This window comes from Herbaspirillum sp. WKF16, assembly GCF_028993615.1.
Taxonomy (GTDB): domain Bacteria; phylum Pseudomonadota; class Gammaproteobacteria; order Burkholderiales; family Burkholderiaceae_D; genus Herbaspirillum.
Genome location: NZ_CP118632.1, coordinates 3,201,000 through 3,223,887, shown reverse-complemented (window position 1 = coordinate 3,223,887; position 22,888 = coordinate 3,201,000). Strand labels below are relative to the sequence as shown.

Here is a 22,888-nt window from a genome sequence, read left to right as displayed (position 1 = left end):
ATGGGAGGCGCAGACCTCCTTCGCCAATTCCACCGCTTCACTAGCCAATCCGTTGCAATCGTGCGACCTTCGCTGCTCATCCCGCTCATCGTGGGCTGTGCGCTGTTCATGGAAAACATGGACGCCACGGTCCTGGCCACCTCGCTTCCCGCGCTGGCGCGCGACCTCAACCAGGATCCGATCACCCTCAAGCTGGCCATGACCGCCTATGTCGCGGCGCTCGGCGTGTTCATTCCGATCTCCGGCTGGATGGCCGACAAGCTTGGGGCGCGCAAGGTGTTCAGCGCGGCGATGATCGTGTTCATGACCGGCTCGGTGCTGTGCGCGGTCTCGGGCTCGCTGGTGACCTTCGTGGCGGCGCGCTTCCTGCAGGGCATCGGCGGCGCCATGATGGTGCCGGTGGGGCGCGTCATCATCGCGCGCTCGGTGGACAAGTCCGAGCTGGTCAAGGCGGTCAGCTACCTGACGCTGCCGGCCTTGATGGGGCCGGTGGTCGGGCCGCTCCTGGGCGGCTTCATCACCACCTATTTCCACTGGCGCTGGGTGTTCCTGATCAACATCCCGTTCTGCTTCCTCGGCCTTTACCTGGCCGGCCGCTATATCCAGAATTTCACCGAAGACGATCCTGCCCCGCTGGACGTGAAGGGCTTCGTGCTGACCTCGGTGGGCGCGGCCATGATCATGCTGGGCCTATCGCTGTTCGGCAGCAACCTGGTGGATGGCGCCACCCCGATCGCCATGTGTTCCATCGGCGCCATCGCGCTGGCCATGTACTACCGCCATTCGACCCAGATCGAATTCCCGTTGCTGGACTTCCGCCTGCTGCGCATACCCACGCTGCACGCCAGCGTGGTGGGCGGCTCGCTGTTTCGCATCGGCCTGGGGGCGGTGCCGTTCCTGCTGCCGCTGGCGCTGCAGGAGGGCCTGGGCATGACCGCCTTCCAGGCCGGGATGATCACCTGCGCCTCGGCCTTCGGCTCGCTCTTCATGCGCCTGATCGCCACCAAGGTGCTGCGCCGCTACGGCTTTCGCACGGTGCTGATGGTCAATGCCGTGTTCGCCGGCATCGCCCTGGCCGCCTACGGGGTGTTCAGCATCCACATGCCGTTCCTGCTGATCGCCCTGATTGTGCTGATGGGCGGCGTGTTCCCGGCGCTGCAGTTCACCTGCCTGAACTCGATCGCCTACGCCGACATCGACAACCGCGACGCCGGCCGCGTCACCAGCCTGGCCAGCGTGATCCAGCAGCTTTCGCTGGGCATGGGCGTGACCATCGCCGGCCTGGTGCTGCAATGGTCGAACCACCTGCAGGGCCATGCCACCATCGTCGAGGCCGACTTCTGGCCGGCCTTCCTGGTGATCGGCCTGTTCTCGATCGCCTCGGTGCCGGTCAGCGGCAAGCTGCCGCGCAACGCCGGCCTCGAACTTTCGCAAGGCAAGTAAGCAAAAGGCGGTCGGGGCGAACCAGGTTTGGCCCGGACCGTCCAAGCCCGGTATCATCGCAGCGGCGCCCCGGTTCGACGGCGCCGCCTCTTCACCGAACGGAGTTCCCATGCCCACGATTTCCTCCCCGCTGCGCCGCGTCGCCCTTGGCGCCTTCCTGTTGGCGAGCTGTTCCGCCTTTGCCTTTTCCCTGTCCGACATCAGCAACCAGGAGGCCACCAGCGGCCTGAAGGCGGCGCTGGAAAAGGGCGCCAACACCGCGGTAGCCAAGCTGGGCCAGCAGAACGGCTTCCTCAACAACGACAAGGTCAAGATCAAGCTGCCCGGCGCGCTGGAGCAAGCCATGCCCCTGATCCGCATGACCGGCCAGGGACAGAAGGTGGACGACCTGGTGGTCGACATGAACCACGCCGCCGAGGCCGCGGTGCCGATGGCCAAGCCCTTGCTGGTCAACGCCGTGAAGTCGATGTCGGTGAGCGATGCCAAGAACATCCTCTCCGGCGGCGACACCTCGGTAACCGATTTCTTCCGCCAGAAGACCTCGGGCGACCTGGCCGCCAAGTTCCTGCCCATCGTCAAGAAGATCACCGACAAGAACGGCCTCTCGTCGCGCTACAACGCCACCATGGGGCAGGTCGCCAAGACCGGCCTGGTGTCGGGCGACCAGAGCACGGTCGAGGGCTACGTCACCCAGCGTGCGCTCGATGGCCTGTTCCTGATGATCGGCGAGGAAGAAAAGGCGATCCGCAAGGACCCGGTGGGCAGCGGCAGCGCCATCATCGGCAAGGTGTTCGGCGCGATCAAGTAAGGCATGCGGCGCCGGCCGGCGACACCCGCCCGGCGCCGCGCTGCGGCGTATTTTTCTTGCGTGTATCCTCCCGTTTACTTGAGCTTGGGAACTAATTTCAGCTCTTAAGATCTCCAGGTTATGGATTCGAATTCCTACATTGCTGGACTTCATTAAGCGATTGCGTTAAACTATCGTTTGTCCTGGCGACATAACTTGTTCAACAACGACTCTCAGCAGTTCCCGACCCCTTAGCGGGTTGTCAAAAAATTCCGGCTGGCAGCGCGATCTCCTCAGCGACGATCCCATCCCTGTCCGGTACGCACCATCGCCGATTTTTTCGGTTTCATCGCTGCCCTGCAGCTTTCGGTTCGCATCCAAACGATTAGCCCACACGAGGGCGAGCGAACCTTTTAAAACTTAATCTCAGAACCCGTCGTCGCGGCGTCATGTCGTGCCGGCTATACCAACAACAGGGGGTAACATGACACGTGTTCGTCACGTCTTCGCCGGCGCGCTCGGCTTTGCGCTGGTCATCGCGGGACTGGTCTGGTGGATCGGTCCCGACGTCATCCGGCAGTACCGGGGCGACCTGGTGTACTACACCGGCAAGCACCTTGAGCTGGTCTTCAGCTCGATGGCGCTGGCGCTGGCCGCCGGCATCCCGGCCGGCGTCGCGCTCTCGCGGCCTTCGGCCCAGCGCACCGCCGAGAGCTTCATCCAGGTCTTCAACATCGGCAACACCATCCCGTCCATCGCCGTGCTGGCGCTGGCGCTGGCCTTCTTCGGCATCGGCAACTGGCCGACCATCCTGGCGCTGTGGCTGGCGTCGCTGCTGCCCATCGTGCGCAACACCTACGAGGGGCTCAGGAACGTGCCGGCCTCGCTCAAGGAAGCGGCGCGCGGCATCGGCATGAAGCCATACCAGATCCTGTTGCGGGTGGAGTTGCCCAACGCCTTGCCCATCATCGTGGGCGGCGTGCGCACGGCGCTGGCGATCAACGTCGGCACGGCGCCGCTGTCGATGCTGATCGGCGGCGAGAGCCTGGGCGGCCTGATCTTCCCCGGCATCTACCTGAACAACCACGGCCAGCTGCTGCTGGGCGCGGCCGCCACCGCGCTCTTGGCGCTGATGCTGGACGCGCTGGTGACAACGCTCTCCGGCATCTATCTCGCCCGTCGCGGCCTGCGCGCCTGACCGGCTTGCGCAGCTCGCCTGCGCCATCACAAGAACGGCCGCCGCCCACGAGGCGAAGCGGCAGAGAGGATAAGCATGACGAATCATCACATCGCCAAATACCTTGCCTGTGCGCTGGCCATGGCCCTGTCCATGTTCGGCGCCGGCCAGGCCCGGGCCCAGGACCTGGTGGTCGGCGGCAAGAACTTCACCGAGCAGCTGATCCTGTCGGACATGACCGCGCAATACCTGCGCGCCAAGGGTTATGGCGCCGAGCTCAAGAGCGGCCTGGGCACGACGTTGATGCGCTCGGCGCTGGAAAGCGGTCAGCTCGACATCGTCTGGGAGTACACCGGCACCGCGCTGATCGTGTACCACCACATCGAAGACAAGCTGCCGCCCGAGCAGATCTACGCCAAGGTCAAGGAACTGGATGCGCCCAAGAACCTGGTGTGGCTGGATGAGTCCGGCCTGAACAACACTTATGCATTCGCCATGCCGCGCAAGACCGCAGAGAAGTACGGCATTAACACGCTCTCCGACCTCGCCGCGCGTTTCAACGGTGAAGACAAGTCGCTGCTCATGGGCGTGGACTACGAATTCGCCTCGCGCCCGGACGGCCTGGGCCCGATGCAGGCGCTGTATGACTTCAGCACCAGGCGCGCCGAGGTCAAACAGATGGATCCAGGCCTGGTCTATACCGCGCTGAAGAACGAGCAACTGTTCGTCGGCCTGACCTATGCGTCCGACGGCCGCATCAAGGGCTTCGACCTGAAGCTGCTGGAAGACGACAAGAACTTCTTCCCGCCCTATAAGGCAACGCCGGTGGTGCGCAAGGAAATCCTCGACAAGAATCCCGAGTTGGCCGCGCAGCTCGACGCCTTGGCCGCGAAGATCGACACCGGGAAGATGACTGAGATGAACAAGCGCGTGGACATCGACCAGGAACCGGTAAGTAAGGTAGCCGCCGACTTCCTCAAAGAATCCGGTCTGATCTGAGGAGGGCGGCGACATGAATCTTTTCGACTACCTCCAATCCGACTGGCGCAACATCCTCGAACTGACGCTGCAGCACCTGGAGCTGGTGGGCATCGCGGTCAGCCTGGCGATCGTCATCGGCGTGCCGCTGGGCATCCTGATCGTGCGCCTGCGCTGGCTGGCCGGCCCGCTCATGGGCCTGGCCACGGTGGTGCTGACGGTGCCGTCGATCGCGCTGTTCGGCCTGATGATCCCGCTGTTCTCGCGCTTCGGCGCCGGCATCGGCCCCTTGCCGGCGATCACCGCGGTGTTCCTCTACTCGCTGCTGCCCATCATGCGCAACACGTATCTCGCGCTGGACAACATCGAAGCCGGCATCAAGGAAGCCGGGATCGGCATCGGCATGACCTTCTGGCAGCGCCTGCGCATGGTGGACCTGCCGCTGGCGGTGCCGGTGATCCTGGGCGGCGTGCGCACCGCCGTGGTGATGAACATCGGCGTGATGGCGATCGCCGCCGTGATCGGGGCCGGCGGGCTGGGCGTGCTGATCCTGCACGCCATCAGCCAGAGCAACATGCAAAAACTCGTGGTCGGCGCCGTGATGATCAGCGTACTGGCGATCATCGCCGACACCCTGCTGCAGCGACTGCAGAAAATCCTGACACCGAAAGGAGTGCAAAAATGATCGAACTGGACCAACTGAGCAAGACCTACACCCAAAAAGACGGCACCCAGGTCAAGGCGGTGGATTCCGTCAGCCTGAAGGTGGCCGAAGGCGAGATCTGCGTCTTCCTCGGCCCCTCCGGCTGCGGCAAGACCACCACGCTGAAGATGATCAACCGCCTGATCCGCTCGACCTCCGGGCGGGTGCTGCTGAACGGCGAAGACACTACCGGCATCGACGAGGTCGAGCTGCGCCGCCATATCGGCTACGTGATCCAGCAGATCGGCCTGTTCCCCAACATGACGATCGAGGAAAACATCACCATCGTCCCGCGCCTGCTGGGCTGGGACAAGAAGCGCTGCCAGGAGCGCGCCACCGAGCTGATGGCCATGGTGGCGCTGGATCCGAAGAAATTCCTGAAGCGCTATCCGCGCGAACTGTCGGGCGGCCAGCAGCAGCGCATCGGCGTGATCCGCGCGCTGGCGGCGGACGCGCCGGTGCTGCTGATGGACGAGCCCTTCGGCGCCGTCGACCCGATCAACCGCGAATCGATCCAGAACGAGTTCTTCCAGATGCAGCGCCAGCTGAACAAGACCGTGATCATGGTCAGCCACGACATCGACGAAGCCATCAAGCTGGGCGACAAGGTGGCGGTGTTCCGCGCCGGCAAGCTGGTGCAGTTCGACAATCCCGACACCTTGCTGGCGCGCCCCAAGGATGACTTCGTGGGCGCCTTCGTCGGCCAGGACCATACCTTGAAGCGCCTGCTGCTGGTGCGCGCCGGCGAGGCCGCGACCACGCCCGCCACCGCGCGTCCGGACGTATCCTGCGACGAGGCGCTGGCGCTGATGGACGACCAGGATGCGCGCTACCTCACCATCACCGACGCCGACAACCGCGCGGTGGGCTACCTGACCCGCCGCGACGTGCGCGGCAGCGCCGGCGTGGCCGAGGAAAAGGTGCGTCCGTTCACCATGAACGCCGCGCCCGACGAGAACCTGCGCGTGGTGCTCTCCAAGATGTACAAGCACAGCACCAGCTGGATGCCGGTCATCGGCGGCGACGGCAGCTACGTGGGCGAGGTCACGCAGGATTCCATCGCCAGTTACCTGAGCTCGGGCAAGTCGCGCGGGATGGCGCTGGCGGCTTGAGCAGGGCGTACCTTCGATACGCGCCTGCGGCGCTACTCAGTCCGAACGGTATTTCTGGCGAAGGAGTATGAAGTCCAGGCGCCTTCAAGCATTTCCATCCCGTTCGCCCTGAGTAGACGCGCAGCGTCGTATCGAAGGGCAGGTTCGGAGAATGCCATGCTCCAACGAAAAACGCCCGCATCATCGATGCGGGCGTTTTTCTTGAACGTCTCGGCAACTCAACTCAGGCAAACACCTTCTGCATGAACATCGCCTTGCCGGTCTCGGGCTTCAACTCATAGCCGTCGAACCCGCAGGAGCGATACAGCGAACGCGCCACCGCATTGCCTTCCAGGACTTCCAGCGTGACCTTGCAGCAGCCCAGCGCGCGCGCTTCTTCTTCAACGCGCGCCAGCAGGCGGCGGGCGATGCCCTGGCCGCGGTATCCGGGCATCACCGCCAGGTCGTGGATGTTCAGCAGCGGCTTGCAGGCGAAGGTGGAAAAACCTTCGATGCAGGTCGCCAGTCCGGCCGGGACGGCGCCGTCGAAGGCCAGGAAGACATGGGCGGTGGGGCGCCTGGCCAGTTCGGTTGCGAGGTTCTCGCGCACGAAATCCGGCAAGGGCTTGCCGCCGCCCATGGCGTCGGAAGCATAGGCATTGAGCGTGGCGAACAGCGCCGCGGCGTGCGCCGCATTGCCGAGATTGGCCTTGACGATCTCGATGCCCATGTCTTCCTTTCTTCTTGTTCGACGAGGTGAGGTGCGGCGCCCGGCTTACTTGCGCGGGCCGTGCGTCAGCGCCGACGGCTTGGCGCCGCCCTGGCGTTGCTGGCCCTGGCTGCGCGGCTGGCCGCCGTTGCCACTGTTTCCATTGCCGGCGTGCGCGCCTGGCGCACGCGCCGGCGCCGGCTTGCGTTGCTGGTTGCCGGCATTCTGGGCATTGCCGCCCGCAGCGCGCGGCTTGGCTTGCTGGGCGTTGCCGTTGCGGTTGCCGCTATTGCCGCCGCCATTGCCGTTACCGGCATTGCGCGGAGCCTGGCCCTGCGCCGGCTTGGCGGGTTGGCCGCCGTTGCCGCCGCCGCGCGGCGCGCTGCGCTGGCCGCCGCGCCCGCCGCCGCCTTGATGGCGACCCTGGCCGCTGCGCAGCTGGATCGGTTGCGGCTTGGCGGTCGGATCCGGTTCGAAGCCGGGGATCACCTCCACCGGGATCTCGCGCTTGATGAAGCGTTCGATGTCATGCAGCATGTCGCGCTCGTCCACGCACACCAGCGACACGGCCTCGCCGGTGGCGCCGGCGCGGCCGGTGCGGCCGATGCGGTGCACGTAGTCTTCCGGCACGTTGGGCAGGTCATAGTTGACCACGTGCGGCAGCTGGTCGATGTCGATGCCGCGCGCGGCGATGTCGGTGGCGATCAGGGCGGTCAGCTTGCCGTCCTTGAATTCGGCCAGCGCCTTGGTGCGTGCCGACTGGCTCTTGTTGCCGTGGATCGCCATGGCGGTGATGCCGTCGCGCGCCAGCTGCTCGACCAGCTTGTTGGCGCCGTGCTTGGTGCGGGTGAAGACCAGCACCTGCTTCCATTGGTGGGTCTTGATCAGGTGCGCCAGCATCGGGTGCTTCTTGTCGCGGTCGACCGGGTGCAGCTTCTGCGCGATCACCTCGACGGTGGAGTTGCGGCGCGCCACTTCGATCAGGGCCGGGTTGGTGAGCAGGCTGTCGGCCAGCTTCTTGATTTCATCGGCGAACGTGGCCGAGAACAGCAGGTTCTGGCGCTTGGGCGGCAGCGCGGCCAGCACCTTGCGGATGTCGCGGATGAAGCCCATGTCCAGCATGCGGTCGGCTTCGTCCAGCACCAGGATCTGGATGTTCTGCAGGTTGACGGTGCCTTGCTGCATGTGGTCCAGCAGGCGGCCCGGCGTGGCCACCAGGATGTCGACGCCGCGCTTCAGCAGCGTGATCTGCGGATTGATGCCGACGCCGCCGAAGATGCAGGCCGAGGTCAGGGGCAGGTACTTGCCGTACTGGCGCACGCTTTCCTCGACCTGGGCCGCCAGTTCGCGGGTGGGCGCCAGGATCAGGGCGCGGATCGGGATCTGGCCGTTGATCTTGGCGCGCGGCACCGACGACAGTCGCTGCAGCAGCGGCAGGGTGAAGCCCGCCGTCTTGCCGGTGCCGGTCTGGGCGCCGGCCAGCAGGTCGCCGCCGGAGAGCACGGCAGGAACCGCCTGGGTTTGGATCGGGGTGGGCGAGGTATAGCCTTGTTCGGAAACGGCACGAACGATTTCGTCGGACAAGCCGAGCGCGGAAAATGACATGAGACTCTGAAAAAGGGTTCGGCCTGTCGCCGCAGAGGGCGCCAGTCGCAGGCAGACGGGGTGGAAACTTGGAGAAGCGGCGGACTTGACTGGTGATGTGCCGCGCAGGCCGCAGTATAACAGCCGCAGCGGCCGCCGGTTGAGAATTATTTTCCGGGGCTCAACCGTGGCGGCGCCGGCGCCTGGAGATCCAGAGCAGCAGGCCGCTGGCCAGCACCGCAATGGCGGCCAGATCCAGCGCGGCCCACAGCAGCTTGAGCGGCAGTCCGCCATAGTCGCCGAAGTGCAAGGGCCGCGACAGCTCCAGCGCGCGCAGATACCAGGGCATGCGCGCAATGCCGGCGATGTGGCCGTCGCCGGCGTCCACCAGCACCGGTTGCAGCAGGTGCGCCGTGAGCGGCGTATCGCCGGCCGCCCACAGCAGGTAGTGGCCGGGCGGCGCCAGCCGGCTGCCGGGCATGAGAATGGTGCCCACGCGCGTACCGGGCAGGGCCGACTCCACCGCGGCGATCGCCGCGGCCAGCGGGTAGCGCTGCGCCGTTGCGGCGGAGGCGCCGTGGGCGGCCGCCATGCTCTTGAGGTTCTCCTGGCTCCACAGCGCGAACAGCGGGCGCGACAGTTCGTTGAACAGGCCGGTGGCGCCGACCACGCAGGCCCAGACCAGCGTGGCCATTCCCAGCAGGTTGTGCAGGTCGAGCCAGCGCACCCGCGGTGAGCTGCGGCGGATGGCGCCGAAGGCCTGCTTGCGCGCGAACGGCGCGTACAGCGCCACGCCGGACGCCAGCGCGACCAGGAACAGCAGTGCCACCGCCGCCAGCGCCAGGCCGCCGGCGAAGCCGCCCAGCAAGGTGGCGTGCAATTGGCGGATCAGCGCCATGGCGTCGAGCCGGCCGGAGTCGGCGGCCGGGATCCGTTTGAGCAGCTTGCCGTCGCGCGCGTCGAAACGCAGCCGGTGCGTGCTCGACGGCGACGCATCGGCGCCGGGACGCAGGCCGATGTTGACCACCGGCGCATCGTCATCGCGCACCACGAAATCGATCACTTGTCCCGGATAGAGCAGGCGCGCCTGCGCCAGCATGCGATCGGGGTCGGCGGCCGCCGGATCGGGCACGGCCACGGCCGGCGGCAGGTCTTCCTGCAGCGCGGCGATCTCGTCTGCGAAGATCAGCGGCAAGCCGGTCAGGCAGCACAGCAGCAGGAAGGCCGTGCACGCCAGGCTGGACCAGGTGTGCGCGGCCGACCACAGGCGCAGGCGGCGCGCCGGGGTGAATCCCCTCACGCCGGCCTCAGTAGGAGGCGCGCAGCGTCAGCTGCACGCTGCGCGGCTCGCCGTAGACGCTGTAGAAACGCGAAGGCATGCGCGCGTAGTAGGTCTTGTCGAACAGGTTGTCGACCTGCAGCGTGGCCAGCCAGTGCGCGTCGATGCGGTAGCCGAGCTGGGCGTCGAACACGCTGTAGCCGCCCTGCATGCCGATGCCGCGGTTGGTCTGGCTCATCACGCGCGCGCCGAAGCCCACGTGCAGCTTGCTCAGCTCGGGCTGCTGGAACTGGTACTTGGTCCACAGCTTGAGCGTATGGCGCGGTTCTTCCGGGGAGAAGATCTTGCCCTGGTTGGTCGGGTCGCTCAGGTAGGTGGTGTCCAGGCGCGTGTAGCCGGCGTACAGGTCCACGCCGCGCGCCGGGCTGCCGTTGACTTCGGCCTCCCAGCCGCGGCTTTGCACCTTGCCCTGGGTGACATAGAAACCCAGGTTGTTGGGATCGCTGACGGCGCGGTTGTTGTCGCGGATGCGGAAGGCGGCCAGCGAGGCATTGAGCTTGCCGTCCAGGAACACGCCCTTGGCGCCGACTTCATATTGCTCGCCGGTGCGCGGCGAGAGCGGCGCGTTGCCCACCGCCAGCTGGGTCTGGGGCGAGAAGATGTCGCTGTAGCTGCCGTACAGCGAAATCTCCGGCGTGACTTCATAGACCAGGCCGGCATAAGGCGTGAACTTGTTGTTCACCGACGGCGTGGACTTCCAGTCGGCCGGCGCGGGCAGCACAGCCTGGCTGCGGCTGGCGTACCAGCTCTCGCGGCCGCCCAGCACCAGGGTCAGCGGATCGGCCAGCTTCAGGCGGGTCTGCGCGTAGACGCCGTACTGCTCGCTGTAGGTATTGCTGGCGCTGGTGAGCGGGATGTCCCGGCGCGGGATGCTGAGGTTGTAGATGTTCACGCTGGCGATGGTCTGCGAGCCGCTGGCCGAATAGCCGTCGCGCTGCGCATAGTTGACGCCCACCAGCAGGTGGTGCTTGCGCCCCAGCAGGCTGAAGCTGCCCGACAGGTTCACGTCCAGGTCTTGCCAGGCGGTGTTGCCGGCCTGGCCCTGCAGGACATAGGAGGCGGTATTGTTGAGCTGCACCAGGCCGTTGACGTAGCCGTAGGCCGAGTCGCTGCTGGTGCGGCGATAGATGTAGGCCGCCTTGGCCACCCAGTCGTCGCCGAAGCGATGCGTCAGGTCGGTGTAGAACTCGTTGGAGGTCTGGTTGCTGGTGCCCCAGTCGACGCCGAAGAAGGCCGAGCGCGGCGGGTTGACGAAGGCGCCGTTGGTATAGATGCCGGGACCGTAGTCGGTGCCGCGCGAGAAGTCGTTCTGCGACGCGGCCGAGATGGTCCAGACCGTGCGCGGCGACAGGTCCACCTCCAGCACGCCATAGGCCAGCTCCTGGCGATTGTGGCCGCGGTCCTTGTAGACGGCGCCGTCCTGGCCGGCGGCCACGATGCGCCCGCGCACCGTGCCTTCCTCGTTGAGCGGGCGCGAGATGTCGATGTCGCCCTTGTAGTTCGACCAGCTGCCGCCGGAGACGCTGCCGGAGATGGCCGGCCCGGCCAGCGGGCGCTTGCGCACCAGGTTCACGGTGCCGGCCGGTTCGCCCGAGCCCTGCAGCAAGCCCGAGGGGCCGCGCAGCACTTCCACCCGTTCATACATCGCCAGGTTGTATTGCCGCAGGTATTGCAGGCTGCTGTTGGCCGGCAGGCCGTCGTACTGCACCTCGGAGGCGTAGCCGCGCGACTGGAAATAAGCGGTGCCGTCGCCATAGGGGATGGCGGTGACGCCCACGGCCTGGCGCAGCGCGTCTTCGACGCCGGTCATGTTCTGGTCGTCCATTTGCTGGCGGGTGATGACGGTCACCGAGTTGGGAACGTCCTTCCATGCGGTGGGCGTCTTGCCGGCGACGGTGACGGCCCGGGCGGCGTAGCTGTGGGTGCCCTCGGTCACCGCGCTGCGCTCGCCGTCCACGTTCACGGTGGGCAGCGCGCCTTGCTCGTCGGCGGCGACCTTGCGCAGGCGATAGCCGCCGCTGGCGCCGACCACGCCTTCCAGGCCGCTGCCGTCGAGCAGGCGCGACAGGCCCTCGCCGACCGCGTAGTTGCCCGAGAGTCCGGGGCTGTTCATGCCGGCCACCAATTCCGGATCGAAGCTCAGCGTGATGCCGGCGCTGCGCGCGAAACTGTACAGGGCCTGGTCCAGCGGGCCGGCGGCGATCGCATAGCCGCGCGCGGCCTGCGCCTGTTGGGCGCGCGCCGGTGAGGGCAGCGCGACGGTGGCGGCGGCGATCAGCAGGCAGGCCGCGGCGGCCAGCGGGCGCAGGCGCAGGTTCATGCCGGCGACGGCGGGGACGGAATGGGTGGTGGGCATTGCGGTTCCTCGGTGCAAGTCAAGTGGATGGAAATGTCTTCCATGGCTTGTCGAACGAAACCGAAAAAGGTGCCAACGATTGGCGGAAGTGGCGAAAGAAATCTTGAAAAGCGACCGGCACAGGGGGAATCAGGAGGCCGCCGCCACGGTGACCCAATAGCGGGTGCGCATCCTGACGGCGACGGGGAGCGTCTCCTGCAGCGCGGCCAGGGCCTGGCCGGTATCGTCGATGCGGAACACGCCCGATACCTTCAGCGCGGCCACTTCGGGCAGGCAGTGGATGACGCCGCTGCGATAGCGGGTCAGCTCGGCGAGGAAATCGTCCAGCCGCATCTTGTCGGCCACCAGCATGCCGTCGACCCAGGCGCCGGCGCCGCGCGGCAAGGATTGCGGCGCGGCGACCGCTTCCGCGGTGAAGCGCAGCCCCTGTCCGGCCTCCACGCGCACCGCCGGTGCGGCGGCTTGCGCCAGCAAGGCGCGCACTTCGACCGCGTGTTCCAGCACGGCCACCGAGCTGCTTTCGCCGCCGGCTTCACGCCGCACCAGGAAGCGGGTGCCCAGCGCGCGGATGGCGCCGTGGCGGGTCTGCACGAAGAAGTCGCGGCCGGCCGCATCCTTGCCGGTCTGGACCATGATCTCGCCTTCGCGCAGGATCAGCGTGCGGCGCTGCGCGGTATAGACGATGTCGAGTGCGCTGCCAGTATTGAGCACCACGCGGCTGCCGTCTTCCAGCACGATGGCGCGGCGTTCGCCGGTGGCGGTGCGGTAGTCGGCGCGCTGCGCGGCCGCCCAGTCGGCGCCGCCGTGGCGCCAGGCCAGCCAGCCGCCGGGCGCCGCGGCCAGCAGCACTGCCAGGGTCTTTACCATCGCGCGGCGCTGGCGGCGGCGCGCGCCTTCGAGCACGGCCATGCCCAGTTGCGGCGGCACCGAACCCATGGCGCGGGCCAGCGAGTCGGCAGCCTGCCAGGCGCGCTCGTGTTCGCGATCCTGCGCGCGCCATGCCTGCAAGGCCAGCCGATCCTGTTCGCTCATCGCGCCTTCGTGCACCTTGACCAGCCAGCGCGCGGCTTCCTCGATCACGCGGCGCGGCTGCGCGACGGCGGCCGCGCTCACAGCATGGCCTCCAGGCAGGCGGCGAAGGCTTGCTGCATGTGGCGCTTGACGGTGCGCAGCGAGATCTCCATGCGCTCGGCGATCTGTTGGTAGGTCATGCCTTCCAGCTGGGATTGCAGGAACACGGATCTTGCCTTGGCCGGGAGGGCGTCGAGCAGCGCGTCGATGCGATGCAGCGCCTCCAGCACCAGCGCGCGTTCTTCCGGCGAAGGTGCCAGCGCTTCCGGCATGGTCGCGAGGGCCTCGAGATAGGCGCTCTCCAGCGCGCGCCGGCGGAAGAAGTCGACCAGCACGCCGTTGGCCACGGTGCGCAGGTAGGCGCGCGGTTCGCGCAGCGCATCGGCTTGCGCGCCGCGACCGGAGGACTTGAGGATGGCCAGGAAGGTGTCGTGCGCCAGGTCGGCGGCCTGGTGGATGTCGCCGAGCTTGCTGCGCAACAGGGACTTGAGCCAACCGTGATGCGCCAGGTACAGATGCTGTACCGCGCCGCCGTCGCTGCCGAGGGCGGCTTCCGCTGGTGTCGTGTGGCTGCTCATGTCGCGCTTTCCATCCCTGGGTGGGCAAGCGCGCGGCGGGCGCACCTGCTCTCAGATATTAATGAGAATTATTCTTAACATTATACGAGAACTTGTTGGTTGAAAAGCAAAGATCCCGCGCCTGCGCGCGGCAGGGCGGGATCCGTTGCACAGGCGGGACATTTCGCGTTCGGTCAGCGCCGGCGCGCCAGGAAATCCATCACCGGCGGCAGCACCAGGGCGCTTTGCATCAGGCCGCCGAAGTGGGTCACGCCGGGCAGGCTGACGAATTCGCCGCGCGGCAGCAGGGCGGCGGTGCGCCGGACTGCGTCATGGCGGGCGTCGGCGTCGCCGCAGAACAGCAGGCAGGGCAAGTCATCCATGCGCGCCAGCAGGTCTTCCTGCGAGGGGCGCGGCTGTTGCGCGGCGGCGGCCAGCGCCGCCAGGTCGTTGGCGCGGATCTGCATCTGCACCTGCGGCGGGATGCGCTCATCCAGGAGGGTTTCGAAGGTGGCGATGAAGCGTTCGGGATCGCGGCCGTCGATGCCGGCGAAGCCGTCCCAGCTACGGTCTTCATAGGGATGGGCCGCGCCCAGGACCAGGCTGGCCAGGCGTTGCGGCGCGTGGCGCACCAGGCCGTAGCCGACCCAGCCGCCCAGCGAGTAGCCGAAGAAATGGGCGCGTTCCACGTCCAGCGCATCGAGCACCGCCAGCGCGTCGCGGCAGCGCTGCTGCTGGCTGTAGGCGGCGCTGTCGTGCGGCTTGTCGCTCTGGCCATGGCCGAGCGCGTCGAACATGATGACCCGGTAGCGTTCGCGCAGGGCGGCCGTGAAACCGAAGAAGCGCCAGGCTTCCAGGCTGCTGGTGAAACCGTGGTGCAGCAGCAGCGGCGGGCCTTCGCCTTCGACCTGGTAGTGGATTTGCCTTCCGTCGCTGTTCGCAAATGGCATCGCTGTCCTTCAGGTGTTGTCTGCGGATTTCTTGCAGCGCCGGGCCAGCAGCTCGCGCGAGCGCGCGCAGATCTCCTCGGTGCTCAAGTCCTCGATGTGGGTGGCGATCGACCAGACGTGGCCGTAGGGGTCGCGCAGCGTGCCGGAACGGTCGCCGTAGAACTGGTTCTGTACCGGGCGCAGCTGGACCGCGCCGGCCTCGATGGCCTGGGCGAACACGGCGTCGACATCGGCCACGTAGACCAGCAGGCTGACGCCGGCGCCGCCCAGGGTCTGCGGGCTGACGAAGCCGAGCTCGGGATATTCATCGGCCAGCATGACGCGCGCGTTGCCGATCTGGATCTCGGCATGCCAGACCTTTCCGTGCGGACCGTCCAGGCGCATGATCTCGCTGGCGCCCAGGGCGCGGCGATAGAAATCCATGGCGGCGGCGGTGCCGTTGACGATCAGGTAAGGGGTGACGCTGTGGTAGCCGGGCGGCAGGACGCAGGACGCGCCGGGGGAGTGCGGGGAGTTCGGGCTGGCGCCGGGGGGCGCCACTGGCTGGCTGGACATATTGTCTCCTCGGTCATCGCCGGTGGCCTCACTTTACAGCATGAGGCCGGCCGGCGAATGCCCGGGAGAGCAATTCAGGCAAATTCAGCGATCAGGCGAATTCCGACAGCAGGTTGATCTGCTGCGAGAAGATCTTCGGGCTGCCGGCGATGACGTCGCCCTTGTAGAGGTAGTCCGAATCGCCCTTGAAGGTGCCGACGATGCCGCCGGCCTCGGTCACCAGCAGCGAACCCGCGGCGATGTCCCAGGGCTTGAGGCCCTTCTCGAAGAAGCCGTCCAGGCGGCCGGCGGCCACATAGGCCAGGTCCAGCGCGGCGGCGCCCGGACGGCGCAGGCCGGCGCTGTGCTCGGTCATGACCTTGAACATCTTGACGTATTCGTTCAGGCCGTCCAGGTCACGGAAGGGGAAACCGGTGCCGATCAGGGCGTCGGCGATCTTGTCGCGCTTGCCCACGCGGATGCGCTTTTCGTTGAGGTAGGCGCCGGCGCCCTTGGAGGCGGTGAACAGGTCGTTGCGGGTAGGGTCGTAGACCACGGCCTGCGTGATGATGCCGCGCTGCTGCAGCGCGATCGAGACGCAGTATTGCGGGAAGCCGTGGATGAAGTTGGTGGTGCCGTCCAGCGGATCGATGATCCAGACGTTTTCGTTTTCATCGTGCAGGTTGTCGGACGCGCCCGACTCCTCGGCCAGGATGGCGTGGTCGGGATAGGCGTTCTTGAGGACGTCGATGATGGCGTCTTCGGCGGCCTTGTCGACTTCGGTCACGAAATCGTTGTGCGACTTCTTGGACACCTTCAGCAGCGACACGTCGAAGGACGCGCGGTTGATGATGGTGGCGGCGCGGCGAGCAGCCTTGATCGCCGTGTTGAGCATGGGTGGGATGATCATTCCGATGGTTCCGTTAAAATTGCGGCGACCGGTCAGGATCGCCGCGTTGTTGACCGTCGACCCCGTCTTCCTTTTCGCGAATGCGTTGCCGTGAAACCACGGCTGCGGCATGCGTGCGAAAGAAAGCACAGCAGTTGCAAACGACTTTGCGACCTTGCGACAATGAAATTAATGAGCGATGCGCCGTCCGCAGGCTGTATGCTTGCGGGCTTGCCGGAAAGGGGCGCATTGGCGATCTGCCAACAATCGCTCATGCTTTTCCGGGCGCGAATCCCGCTATTTTAAATGAACAAGCAAGAATCCGAACACTCTCTTTTCACCCGGCTGCGCTTCGTGCTGGTCAATACCAGCAGCCCGGGCAACATCGGCTCGGCCGCGCGGGCCATCAAGACCATGGGCTTTTCCGAGCTGGTGCTGGTCAATCCGCGCTTTCCGGACGCAGTGCGGGAGGACGAAGCGGTCGCCTTCGCCAGCGGCGCCATCGATGTGTTGCAAAACGCACGCGTGGTCGGCAGCGTCGAGGAAGCGTTGCAGGGCTGCAACTTCGCGGCCGCCGTCAGCGCCCGCTTGCGCGAGTTCTCGCCGCCGGTGGTGACGCCGCGCGCGCTGGCCGGCCAGCTGTCGCAGGACACCGCGCTGAACGCCGCGCTGCTGTTCGGCAACGAACGCTTCGGCCTGCCCAACGAGGTGGTGCAGAAGTGCCAGGCGCTGATCAACATCCCGGCCAACCCCGAGTACTCCTCGCTGAACCTGTCGCAGGCGGTGCAGGTGCTGGCCTATGAATGCCGCATGACCGAGCTGGAGCTGCGTGGCGGACCGATGCGCACCAGCGGCGATGCGCGCGCGCCGGGCGAGGTCGGCTTCCAGGGCAGCAGCGCCGGCGTGGCCGAGATCGAGGGCATGTTCGCGCACCTGGAAGAGGCGCTGGTAGCCATCGATTTCCTCAATCCCGACAACCCCAAGAAGCTGATGCCGCGCTTGAAGCGCATGTTCGCGCGCGCCCAGCTGGAAGCGGAGGAAGTCAACATCCTGCGCGGCATCGCCCGCCAGATCCTGGAGCCCAAGCAAGCGAAGGCCCGCAAGAACGAAGAAGAAGGAGGCCCGCAACATGGCTAAGCTGACCCTGGACCGCATCCTGCAATCGCAGGGTTTCGGTTCCCGCAAATACTGCCGCGAGCTGATCGACGACGGCGAAGTGGCCGTCAACGGCGAGGTGGTGGACGACTATCGCGCCACACCCGCCACCGAAGGCCTGGTGCTGACCGTGTTTGAAGAGGAGTGGGAGTATCGCGAGCACATCTATATCGCCATCAACAAGCCGCCCAACATCGAATGCTCGCGCAAGCCCAGCCATCATCCGGGCGTGCTGACCATCCTGCCGGAGCAATTCACCTGGCGCGACGTGCAGCCGGTGGGGCGGCTCGACCATGACACCACCGGCCTCTTGCTGATGTCGGACGACGGCGCCTTCATCCATGCGCAGTCCTCGCCCAAGCGGCACGTGCCCAAGGTCTACGCGGCCACCACCGCCGAGCCGGTGACCGACGCGCTGGTGGCGCAACTGCTGGCCGGCGTGCAGTTGCACGACGAACCCGCGCCGCTGGCGGCCACGCGCTGCCGCAAGCTGGGCGAGAACCTGCTGGAGATCGTGCTGGAGCAGGGCAAATACCACCAGGTCAAGCGCATGCTGGCGGCGGCCGGCAACCATTGCAGCGCGCTTTGCCGCACGGCCATCGGCGGGTTGCGGCTGGATCAGCTTGAACTGGAGGAGGGCGAGTGGATCTTCCTGGATGAAGAGCAGATGGCGCTGCTGGTGCCGGACTGATTTACGACGCCGGGTCCCGGCCTGCGCCGGGACGACACAGAGGTGGTAACTTGAATCCGCACCTGTTCGAGTTCAGCACTTGCTTGTCGTCCCGGCGCAGGCCGGGACCCAGTGTCGTCAGTGATGATCCGCTGCCAATAAAAAACGCCACCGCATTTGCCATGGCGTTTTTATTTTGCGCAGCGAAAACTTCAGTGACGCACGTCGCCCACGTCGGTGCTGCTGGCCGCGTCGGCGGCGAACAAGAGGGCGCAGTCGACGGCGTCGAACTCGTAGTGCTGGCCGCAGAAGTCGCAGTCGATGCCCAGCTTGTCCATCTGGCTCAGCGCGTCTTCCACCTCCTCGCGGCCCAGCATCTTGAGCATGTTGCCGACCTTCTCGCGCGAGCAGGAGCAATGGAAGCTCGGATGCGCCGGATCGAAGACGCGGATGGTTTCTTCCCAGAACAGGCGATGCATCAGCGTGGCGATGTCGGTGGAGAGCAGCTCCTCGCGGCGCAGGGTGTTGCCCAGCATGACGAAGTGCTCCCAGGTATCGATGTCGCCGCCTTCGGCCTTGGCGGTGGGCGCGTTGATGCCGCCTTCGCCCGGCAGCTTCTGCAGCAGCAGGCCGCGCGACACCTTGTCGTCGGCCGCCAGCCACAGCTTGGTGTCGAGCTGCTCGGAGCGCAGCATGTAGTTCTCGATCACGGTGGCCACGCTGTCGCCGTCCAGCGGCACGATGCCCTGGTAGGGCTGCTGGCCGGGGAGCTTTTCCTTGGGATCGAGCGTGATCACGAAACGGCCGTGGCCGTGGGCGTTGACCAGCGCGGTCAGCGTGGCGTCGTCGGCGATGACCGCGCCGTCGGCCAGCTTGGCCGTGGCGCGCAGCTGCAGCTCGGAATCGCATTCCACCACCAGCAGCTTGATCGGGCCGTCGCCGTGGATCTGCATGACGATCATGCCGTTGAACTTGAGGTTGGCCGACAGCAGCGCCGCCGCCGCCAGCATTTCGCCCAGCAGCGTCTTGACCGCGACGGGATAGTCGCGGCGCGCCTGCACCTGTTGCCAGGTATCGGAGATCTCGACCAGCTCACCGCGCACGGGAGCGTTGTCGACCAGGAATTTTTGCAGCGTGTCTTTCATCGTTTCCTTTTGCCCGGCCGCTCAGGCGATGCGCTTGAGCTTGGCCTTGAATTGTTGCGCGCGCAGCACGTAGCTGTCGGTGCCGGCGTGCATGCGCGCGATGTCTTCTTCACTCAGTTGGCGCACAGCCTTGGCGGGCGCGCCGATGATCAGCGAGTTATCGGGGAACTCCTTGCCTTCGGTCACCAGCGCGCCGGCGCCGACCAGGCAGTTCTTGCCGATCTTCGCGCCGTTGAGCACCACCGCCTGGATGCCGATGAGCGCGCCTTCGCCGATGGTGCAGCCGTGCAGCATGGCCTGGTGACCCACGGTAACGTTCTTGCCGATGACCATCGGGTAGCCGATGTCGGTATGCAAGACAGCGCCTTCCTGCACGTTGCTGTTCTCGCCGATGGTGATCAGCTCGTTGTCGCCGCGGATGGCGACGTTGAACCAGACGCTGGAATGCGCTTCCATCTTCACCTTGCCGACCACGGTGGACGACTCGGCCACGAAGGCGGTGTCGTGGATTTCCGGGACGTCCTGCTCCAACTGATAGATTGCCATAATAAAATTGTCTCCTTGTGCGGCTTGTTGCGAACCCGCCCGTGTCGCTTGCTCACCTATATGGTGGCAATGCCGGCGTCATCAACCGCGTATTTTACCGTCCCTTGAAAGAAGCATCCTTGGATCACGCCTCATCCCCAGTTGAAGACTTTTCATTTGCCGGCCTGCGCGCCGGGGCCCTGGCTTGCCTGCGGGAAACCGCGGCGCCGGCCAAGTGCGCGGCGGTCGCCGCCTTGCGCGCCGCCTGGCAGGCCGGCAGCCTGGCGCTGGAGCGCGACGACCTGGCCGCGCGCGAGCCCGAGGCCGGGATCCCCGGCCGTCCGGCCAGGCCCGAGCTGGTGTCGCCGCTGCAGGTGAAGCTGCGCTCCATGGCCACGCCGGAAGGGCGGGCGGCGCTGATCCACGCGCTGGCGCATATCGAATTCAATGCCATCAACCTGGCGCTGGACGCGCTCTGGCGCTTCCCCGGCATGCCGCGCGAGTTCTACTCCGACTGGCTGCAGGTGGCGGCCGAGGAGGCGTATCACTTCTCGCTGCTGGCGGCGCACCTGCGGACGCTGGGTTACGCCTATGGCGACTTCAGCGCCCACAACAGCCTGTGGGAAATGGCCGAGACCACCAAGGCTGACGTGCTGGGGCGCATCGCCCTGGTGCCGCGCACGCTGGAAGCGCGCGGGCTGGACGCGGCGCCGCCCGTGCGCGCCAAGCTGGCGCAGGCCGGCGACGTCGCGGCCGCCGAGATCCTCGACATCATCATGCGCGACGAAATCGGCCATGTGCTGATCGGCAACCGCTGGTTCAACTGGCTGTGCGAGCAGCGCGGCCTCGATCCGATGACGACCTTCGCCGAACTGTGCGTGCGCTACAAGGCGCCGCCGCTGCGCGGGCCGTTCAACCTGGAGGCGCGTCGCAAGGCCGGATTCTCGGATGAGGAATTGCTGATGTTCAAGGACGTCGCGCGCTGACCCGGATCGAAGGGCGGCGATTTTTGTAACGCTTTTTGCACGCAGGGAATGTTGCGCCACGGCTGTGCTATCTTCGCCGTGCCCTCAGTACCCGTAACCGTTTTTCAGGAAAGGATGACAACATGAACAAGATGTCCAAACTGCTGGCCGGCCTCGTGATGGCTGCGGCCGCCGCCGCCCTGCTGGCTGCGTGCGAGAAGAAGGAAGAGTCCGGCCCGGCCGAGGCGCTGGGCAAGAAGATCGACGGCGCCGTCCAGGAGGCCGGCAAGCAGATCGAGCAGGCTACCGGAAAGGCCAAGGAGCAATCCTCGGACACCGGCGGCAAGCTGGGCGACGCGATGGACAAGGCCAAGGCCGACGCCAAGGAAGCCTACGAGAAGACCAGGGAAGGCGCCAAGGAGCTGACGCAAAAGGCAGGTGAGAAGATGGAAGAGGCCGGGCAGAAGATCCAGGACGCATCCAAGAAGTAAGGCGCGTGCCGCCATCGGCAAAAAGCCTCCGTCAGGAGGCTTTTTCGTTTCCGGCGCCGGGATCGTCATTCGCGTACGTTGTGGATGATGTCGATCACCATCTTCTGTATCGACGGCTCCAGCGCCAGCGCCACGTGGCCGATGCCGATGACCGGAACGTTCCAGGCGCCCTCCAGGTGGGCCGAGCTTTGCGGCGAAATGATGTTGTCGTGCTGGGAGTAGATCGAGACGATGTTGGCCAGCGCGTCGGCTTCTTCCGTGGCGGCCAGCTTTTGCAGCCATTCGCTGCTGCGGCCTTCCTCGTAGCGGCCCAGCCAGTTCATCTCGCCGCAGTTGATGCCGATGCCGAAGTTGGCGATCGCCGTGCCGTGGTGCGGCGAGCCCAGCGTGATGACCTTGGCCACCCGGTCCGATCCGTGGTCGCGCAGGTAGGCGCGCGCGGCCAAACCGCCCATGCTGTGGGCGAGGATGACGATCTTCTTCTGGCCTGTTTCTTCGAGCACTCGCCTCACCGCCGCGTCCACCAGCGGCGCATAGCCGTCGATGCTGCCGAATACCGGCTCCATGTCCAGCGCGTAGTGGGTGATGTGGGCCGCGCGCAGTTCCAGGCTCATCCAGCGCCAATAGCCGCTGTTGCAGCCGTAGCCGTGGATCAGCAGCACCGGCAGCGAGGTGGTGTCGGGATAGGTGAACTGGTCGAAGCGCAGGAAGGGCATGGCCCAGGAAGAGCACAGCATGGTCGCGCGGAACTCGCGCGCGAACAGCGTGGCGATCTGCAGCCAGGTTATGTCGACCGGGTTGGCGGTGCGGCCGCGATAGGGCCAGGTGAGGAAAAAGCTGTTGGCGGTGATCTGCGCCCGCAGCAGCAGCACGATGCACAGGCCGCCCAGCGCCGCCAGCGGCAAGGGCCAGCCGAAATGCCGCAACAACAAGCAGAACAGGACCGCGATGCCGAGCTGGATCAGGAGCAGGGTTCTGGAAATGCGGGAAATCATGCGTGGCCGGGTCCGATGCGGTCAGGTGGGCGGGCATGCGCAGGCATGCGGCTGCCCGGGAGCATAGCAGAGCCCTGTGACGGTCTGATGAAGGCGTTTCGCCAGAATTTACTGCGCGTTGCCGACGGGGGCGGGATCCTGTTTTCGGGCTTTGGCCGCCGGCACCGCATCGACCAGGCGCGTGCCGGCAATGCGGTCGTGCAGGAACTGGCGTTGCGGGTCGAGCCGGATGGCCAGCGCCCATAGCAGGATGTTGGCGGCGGGGATCAGCAGCAGCATCCACTGTTGCCCATGCACGGCCGAGGCCAACGCCAGGCCCGGCAGCACCCACAGCCAGGCCAGCAGGTAGCGGATCGCGGCGCGCCACAGGCCGACCGGCCGGCCGTTGCTATCCACCAGCTTGAAGCGCCAGGTCTTCATCGCCAGGGTCTGCCCGCCGTGGGTCCAGAACCAGATGAAGTACACGGCCAGCACCAGGAACAGCCAGGCTTCCATCGCGTGGCGCAGGTAAAGCGCGTGGCGCTGCTGCAGCAGTGTGGAAAACAGCCAGCCCGACATGAACAGCACACCGAACAGCAGCATCGATTCATACAGCATGCTGCTGAGGCGGCGGCGCAGCGAAGGCGTGGTCAGATCCGGCATGGTCTCGTATGGGTAGGGTTGTGGTCTTGGCCCGAGGGCCGCGTGGCGGCGAACGCCCGCCCTTGGGCTTGCAGATGTTAAAGCAATCGGCGCGGCTTGCCTACGGCGCGGCTTGACCGAGCGCAAACGGCA

23 protein-coding genes are annotated in these 22,888 nt (G+C 66.2%); 10 read left to right on the top strand and 13 right to left on the bottom strand.

Annotated elements, in window-relative coordinates:
- Positions 1-108: 108 nt before the first annotated feature.
- From Herbaro_RS14625 to Herbaro_RS14600, 6 genes are all read left to right on the top strand, one after another.
- Positions 109-1,443, top strand: a complete 1,335-nt coding sequence (locus Herbaro_RS14625) for an MFS transporter (RefSeq protein ID WP_342456512.1) — start codon at positions 109-111, stop codon at positions 1,441-1,443.
- 109 nt (positions 1,444-1,552) lie between these two features.
- Positions 1,553-2,251: a DUF4197 domain-containing protein gene (locus tag Herbaro_RS14620; RefSeq protein WP_275010350.1), complete on the top strand. Its 699-nt coding sequence runs from the start codon at positions 1,553-1,555 to the stop codon at positions 2,249-2,251.
- Between the two features lie 463 nt (positions 2,252-2,714).
- Complete coding sequence (locus Herbaro_RS14615; RefSeq protein WP_275010349.1) at positions 2,715-3,428, top strand: ABC transporter permease; 714 nt, start codon at positions 2,715-2,717, stop codon at positions 3,426-3,428.
- A gap of 75 nt (positions 3,429-3,503) precedes the next feature.
- Complete coding sequence (locus tag Herbaro_RS14610) at positions 3,504-4,406, top strand: glycine betaine ABC transporter substrate-binding protein (RefSeq protein WP_275010348.1); 903 nt, start codon at positions 3,504-3,506, stop codon at positions 4,404-4,406.
- 13 nt (positions 4,407-4,419) lie between these two features.
- Positions 4,420-5,070: an ABC transporter permease gene (locus Herbaro_RS14605; RefSeq protein WP_275010347.1), complete on the top strand. Its 651-nt coding sequence runs from the start codon at positions 4,420-4,422 to the stop codon at positions 5,068-5,070.
- The gene (locus Herbaro_RS14600) at positions 5,067-6,200 is read left to right on the top strand and encodes an ABC transporter ATP-binding protein (RefSeq protein ID WP_275010346.1); all 1,134 of its coding nucleotides are present in this window, start codon (positions 5,067-5,069) and stop codon (positions 6,198-6,200) included. The genes Herbaro_RS14605 and Herbaro_RS14600 overlap by 4 nt, the downstream gene beginning before the upstream one ends.
- Positions 6,201-6,423: 223 nt before the next feature.
- Here the strand turns inward: Herbaro_RS14600 and Herbaro_RS14595 are convergent, their stop codons facing one another.
- The 9 genes from Herbaro_RS14595 to Herbaro_RS14555 all read right to left on the bottom strand — a co-directional run bounded on the left by Herbaro_RS14595 (position 6,424) and on the right by Herbaro_RS14555 (position 16,189).
- Positions 6,424-6,909, bottom strand: coding sequence for a GNAT family N-acetyltransferase (locus Herbaro_RS14595; RefSeq protein ID WP_275010345.1), 486 nt, complete (start codon positions 6,907-6,909; stop codon positions 6,424-6,426).
- Between the two features lie 45 nt (positions 6,910-6,954).
- Positions 6,955-8,493: a DEAD/DEAH box helicase gene (locus Herbaro_RS14590; protein ID WP_275010344.1), complete on the bottom strand. Its 1,539-nt coding sequence runs from the start codon at positions 8,491-8,493 to the stop codon at positions 6,955-6,957.
- A 160-nt stretch (positions 8,494-8,653) separates the two neighbouring features.
- A complete protein-coding gene (locus tag Herbaro_RS14585) occupies positions 8,654-9,772 on the bottom strand; it encodes a PepSY-associated TM helix domain-containing protein (protein ID WP_275010343.1) in 1,119 nt (372 codons plus the stop codon).
- 7 nt (positions 9,773-9,779) lie between these two features.
- Positions 9,780-12,167 carry a TonB-dependent siderophore receptor gene (locus tag Herbaro_RS14580; protein WP_275010342.1) on the bottom strand — a complete coding sequence of 796 codons (2,388 nt, stop codon included), beginning with the start codon at positions 12,165-12,167 and terminating at the stop codon, positions 9,780-9,782.
- Between the two features lie 129 nt (positions 12,168-12,296).
- A complete protein-coding gene (locus Herbaro_RS14575; RefSeq protein ID WP_275010341.1) occupies positions 12,297-13,280 on the bottom strand; it encodes a FecR domain-containing protein in 984 nt (327 codons plus the stop codon).
- Entirely contained in the window at positions 13,277-13,816 is a 540-nt protein-coding gene (locus Herbaro_RS14570) for a sigma-70 family RNA polymerase sigma factor (RefSeq protein ID WP_275010340.1), read from the bottom strand. The genes Herbaro_RS14575 and Herbaro_RS14570 overlap by 4 nt, the downstream gene beginning before the upstream one ends.
- A gap of 173 nt (positions 13,817-13,989) precedes the next feature.
- The gene (locus Herbaro_RS14565) at positions 13,990-14,745 is read right to left on the bottom strand and encodes an alpha/beta fold hydrolase (protein WP_275010339.1); all 756 of its coding nucleotides are present in this window, start codon (positions 14,743-14,745) and stop codon (positions 13,990-13,992) included.
- 9 nt (positions 14,746-14,754) lie between these two features.
- Complete coding sequence (locus Herbaro_RS14560) at positions 14,755-15,300, bottom strand: VOC family protein (RefSeq protein ID WP_275010338.1); 546 nt, start codon at positions 15,298-15,300, stop codon at positions 14,755-14,757.
- A gap of 91 nt (positions 15,301-15,391) precedes the next feature.
- Positions 15,392-16,189 carry an inositol monophosphatase family protein gene (locus Herbaro_RS14555; RefSeq protein WP_275010337.1) on the bottom strand — a complete coding sequence of 266 codons (798 nt, stop codon included), beginning with the start codon at positions 16,187-16,189 and terminating at the stop codon, positions 15,392-15,394.
- Between the two features lie 285 nt (positions 16,190-16,474).
- Here Herbaro_RS14555 and Herbaro_RS14550 point away from each other — a divergent pair, with 285 nt between their 5' ends.
- Together Herbaro_RS14550 and Herbaro_RS14545 are read left to right on the top strand one after the other, a co-directional pair.
- On the top strand, positions 16,475-17,305 hold the full coding sequence (locus Herbaro_RS14550) for an RNA methyltransferase (protein ID WP_275010336.1): 831 nt from the start codon (positions 16,475-16,477) through the stop codon (positions 17,303-17,305).
- Positions 17,298-18,014, top strand: a complete 717-nt coding sequence (locus Herbaro_RS14545) for a pseudouridine synthase (RefSeq protein ID WP_275010335.1) — start codon at positions 17,298-17,300, stop codon at positions 18,012-18,014. Before Herbaro_RS14550 ends, Herbaro_RS14545 begins: the two co-directional genes overlap by 8 nt.
- A 191-nt stretch (positions 18,015-18,205) precedes the next feature.
- Here the strand turns inward: Herbaro_RS14545 and hslO are convergent, their stop codons facing one another.
- Together hslO and Herbaro_RS14535 are read right to left on the bottom strand one after the other, a co-directional pair.
- On the bottom strand, positions 18,206-19,138 hold the full coding sequence (gene hslO / locus Herbaro_RS14540; protein ID WP_275010334.1) for an Hsp33 family molecular chaperone HslO: 933 nt from the start codon (positions 19,136-19,138) through the stop codon (positions 18,206-18,208).
- A 21-nt stretch (positions 19,139-19,159) separates the two neighbouring features.
- Entirely contained in the window at positions 19,160-19,684 is a 525-nt protein-coding gene (locus Herbaro_RS14535; RefSeq protein WP_275010333.1) for a gamma carbonic anhydrase family protein, read from the bottom strand.
- A 119-nt stretch (positions 19,685-19,803) separates the two neighbouring features.
- Between Herbaro_RS14535 and Herbaro_RS14530 the strand changes: the two genes are divergently transcribed.
- The gene (locus Herbaro_RS14530; RefSeq protein WP_275010332.1) at positions 19,804-20,649 is read left to right on the top strand and encodes a ferritin-like domain-containing protein; all 846 of its coding nucleotides are present in this window, start codon (positions 19,804-19,806) and stop codon (positions 20,647-20,649) included.
- A gap of 122 nt (positions 20,650-20,771) precedes the next feature.
- Positions 20,772-21,119 carry a hypothetical protein gene (locus tag Herbaro_RS14525; RefSeq protein WP_275010331.1) on the top strand — a complete coding sequence of 116 codons (348 nt, stop codon included), beginning with the start codon at positions 20,772-20,774 and terminating at the stop codon, positions 21,117-21,119.
- 65 nt (positions 21,120-21,184) lie between these two features.
- Here the strand turns inward: Herbaro_RS14525 and Herbaro_RS14520 are convergent, their stop codons facing one another.
- Both Herbaro_RS14520 and Herbaro_RS14515 read right to left on the bottom strand, forming a co-directional pair.
- Complete coding sequence (locus Herbaro_RS14520; protein ID WP_275010330.1) at positions 21,185-22,114, bottom strand: lipase family alpha/beta hydrolase; 930 nt, start codon at positions 22,112-22,114, stop codon at positions 21,185-21,187.
- A gap of 108 nt (positions 22,115-22,222) precedes the next feature.
- Positions 22,223-22,756 (bottom strand): RDD family protein, encoded by a 534-nt coding sequence (locus Herbaro_RS14515; protein WP_275010329.1) that lies wholly within the window; start codon positions 22,754-22,756, stop codon positions 22,223-22,225.
- Between the last annotated feature and the right edge of the window lie 132 nt (positions 22,757-22,888).

Coding starts and splice junctions, on each gene's coding strand:
- Herbaro_RS14520 (WP_275010330.1), bottom strand. CDS start 22,114: ATGATTTCCCGCATTTCCAGAACCCTGCTCCTGATCCAGCTCGGCATC.
- Herbaro_RS14590 (WP_275010344.1), bottom strand. CDS start 8,493: ATGTCATTTTCCGCGCTCGGCTTGTCCGACGAAATCGTTCGTGCCGTT.
- Herbaro_RS14625 (WP_342456512.1), top strand. CDS start 109: ATGGAAAACATGGACGCCACGGTCCTGGCCACCTCGCTTCCCGCGCTG.
- Herbaro_RS14610 (WP_275010348.1), top strand. CDS start 3,504: ATGACGAATCATCACATCGCCAAATACCTTGCCTGTGCGCTGGCCATG.
- Herbaro_RS14525 (WP_275010331.1), top strand. CDS start 20,772: ATGAACAAGATGTCCAAACTGCTGGCCGGCCTCGTGATGGCTGCGGCC.
- Herbaro_RS14555 (WP_275010337.1), bottom strand. CDS start 16,189: ATGATCATCCCACCCATGCTCAACACGGCGATCAAGGCTGCTCGCCGC.
- Herbaro_RS14600 (WP_275010346.1), top strand. CDS start 5,067: ATGATCGAACTGGACCAACTGAGCAAGACCTACACCCAAAAAGACGGC.
- Herbaro_RS14620 (WP_275010350.1), top strand. CDS start 1,553: ATGCCCACGATTTCCTCCCCGCTGCGCCGCGTCGCCCTTGGCGCCTTC.
- Herbaro_RS14565 (WP_275010339.1), bottom strand. CDS start 14,745: ATGCCATTTGCGAACAGCGACGGAAGGCAAATCCACTACCAGGTCGAA.
- Herbaro_RS14595 (WP_275010345.1), bottom strand. CDS start 6,909: ATGGGCATCGAGATCGTCAAGGCCAATCTCGGCAATGCGGCGCACGCC.
- Herbaro_RS14515 (WP_275010329.1), bottom strand. CDS start 22,756: ATGCCGGATCTGACCACGCCTTCGCTGCGCCGCCGCCTCAGCAGCATG.
- Herbaro_RS14580 (WP_275010342.1), bottom strand. CDS start 12,167: ATGCCCACCACCCATTCCGTCCCCGCCGTCGCCGGCATGAACCTGCGC.
- hslO (WP_275010334.1), bottom strand. CDS start 19,138: ATGAAAGACACGCTGCAAAAATTCCTGGTCGACAACGCTCCCGTGCGC.
- Herbaro_RS14560 (WP_275010338.1), bottom strand. CDS start 15,300: ATGTCCAGCCAGCCAGTGGCGCCCCCCGGCGCCAGCCCGAACTCCCCG.
- Herbaro_RS14605 (WP_275010347.1), top strand. CDS start 4,420: ATGAATCTTTTCGACTACCTCCAATCCGACTGGCGCAACATCCTCGAA.
- Herbaro_RS14535 (WP_275010333.1), bottom strand. CDS start 19,684: ATGGCAATCTATCAGTTGGAGCAGGACGTCCCGGAAATCCACGACACC.
- Herbaro_RS14570 (WP_275010340.1), bottom strand. CDS start 13,816: ATGAGCAGCCACACGACACCAGCGGAAGCCGCCCTCGGCAGCGACGGC.
- Herbaro_RS14615 (WP_275010349.1), top strand. CDS start 2,715: ATGACACGTGTTCGTCACGTCTTCGCCGGCGCGCTCGGCTTTGCGCTG.
- Herbaro_RS14550 (WP_275010336.1), top strand. CDS start 16,475: ATGAACAAGCAAGAATCCGAACACTCTCTTTTCACCCGGCTGCGCTTC.
- Herbaro_RS14545 (WP_275010335.1), top strand. CDS start 17,298: ATGGCTAAGCTGACCCTGGACCGCATCCTGCAATCGCAGGGTTTCGGT.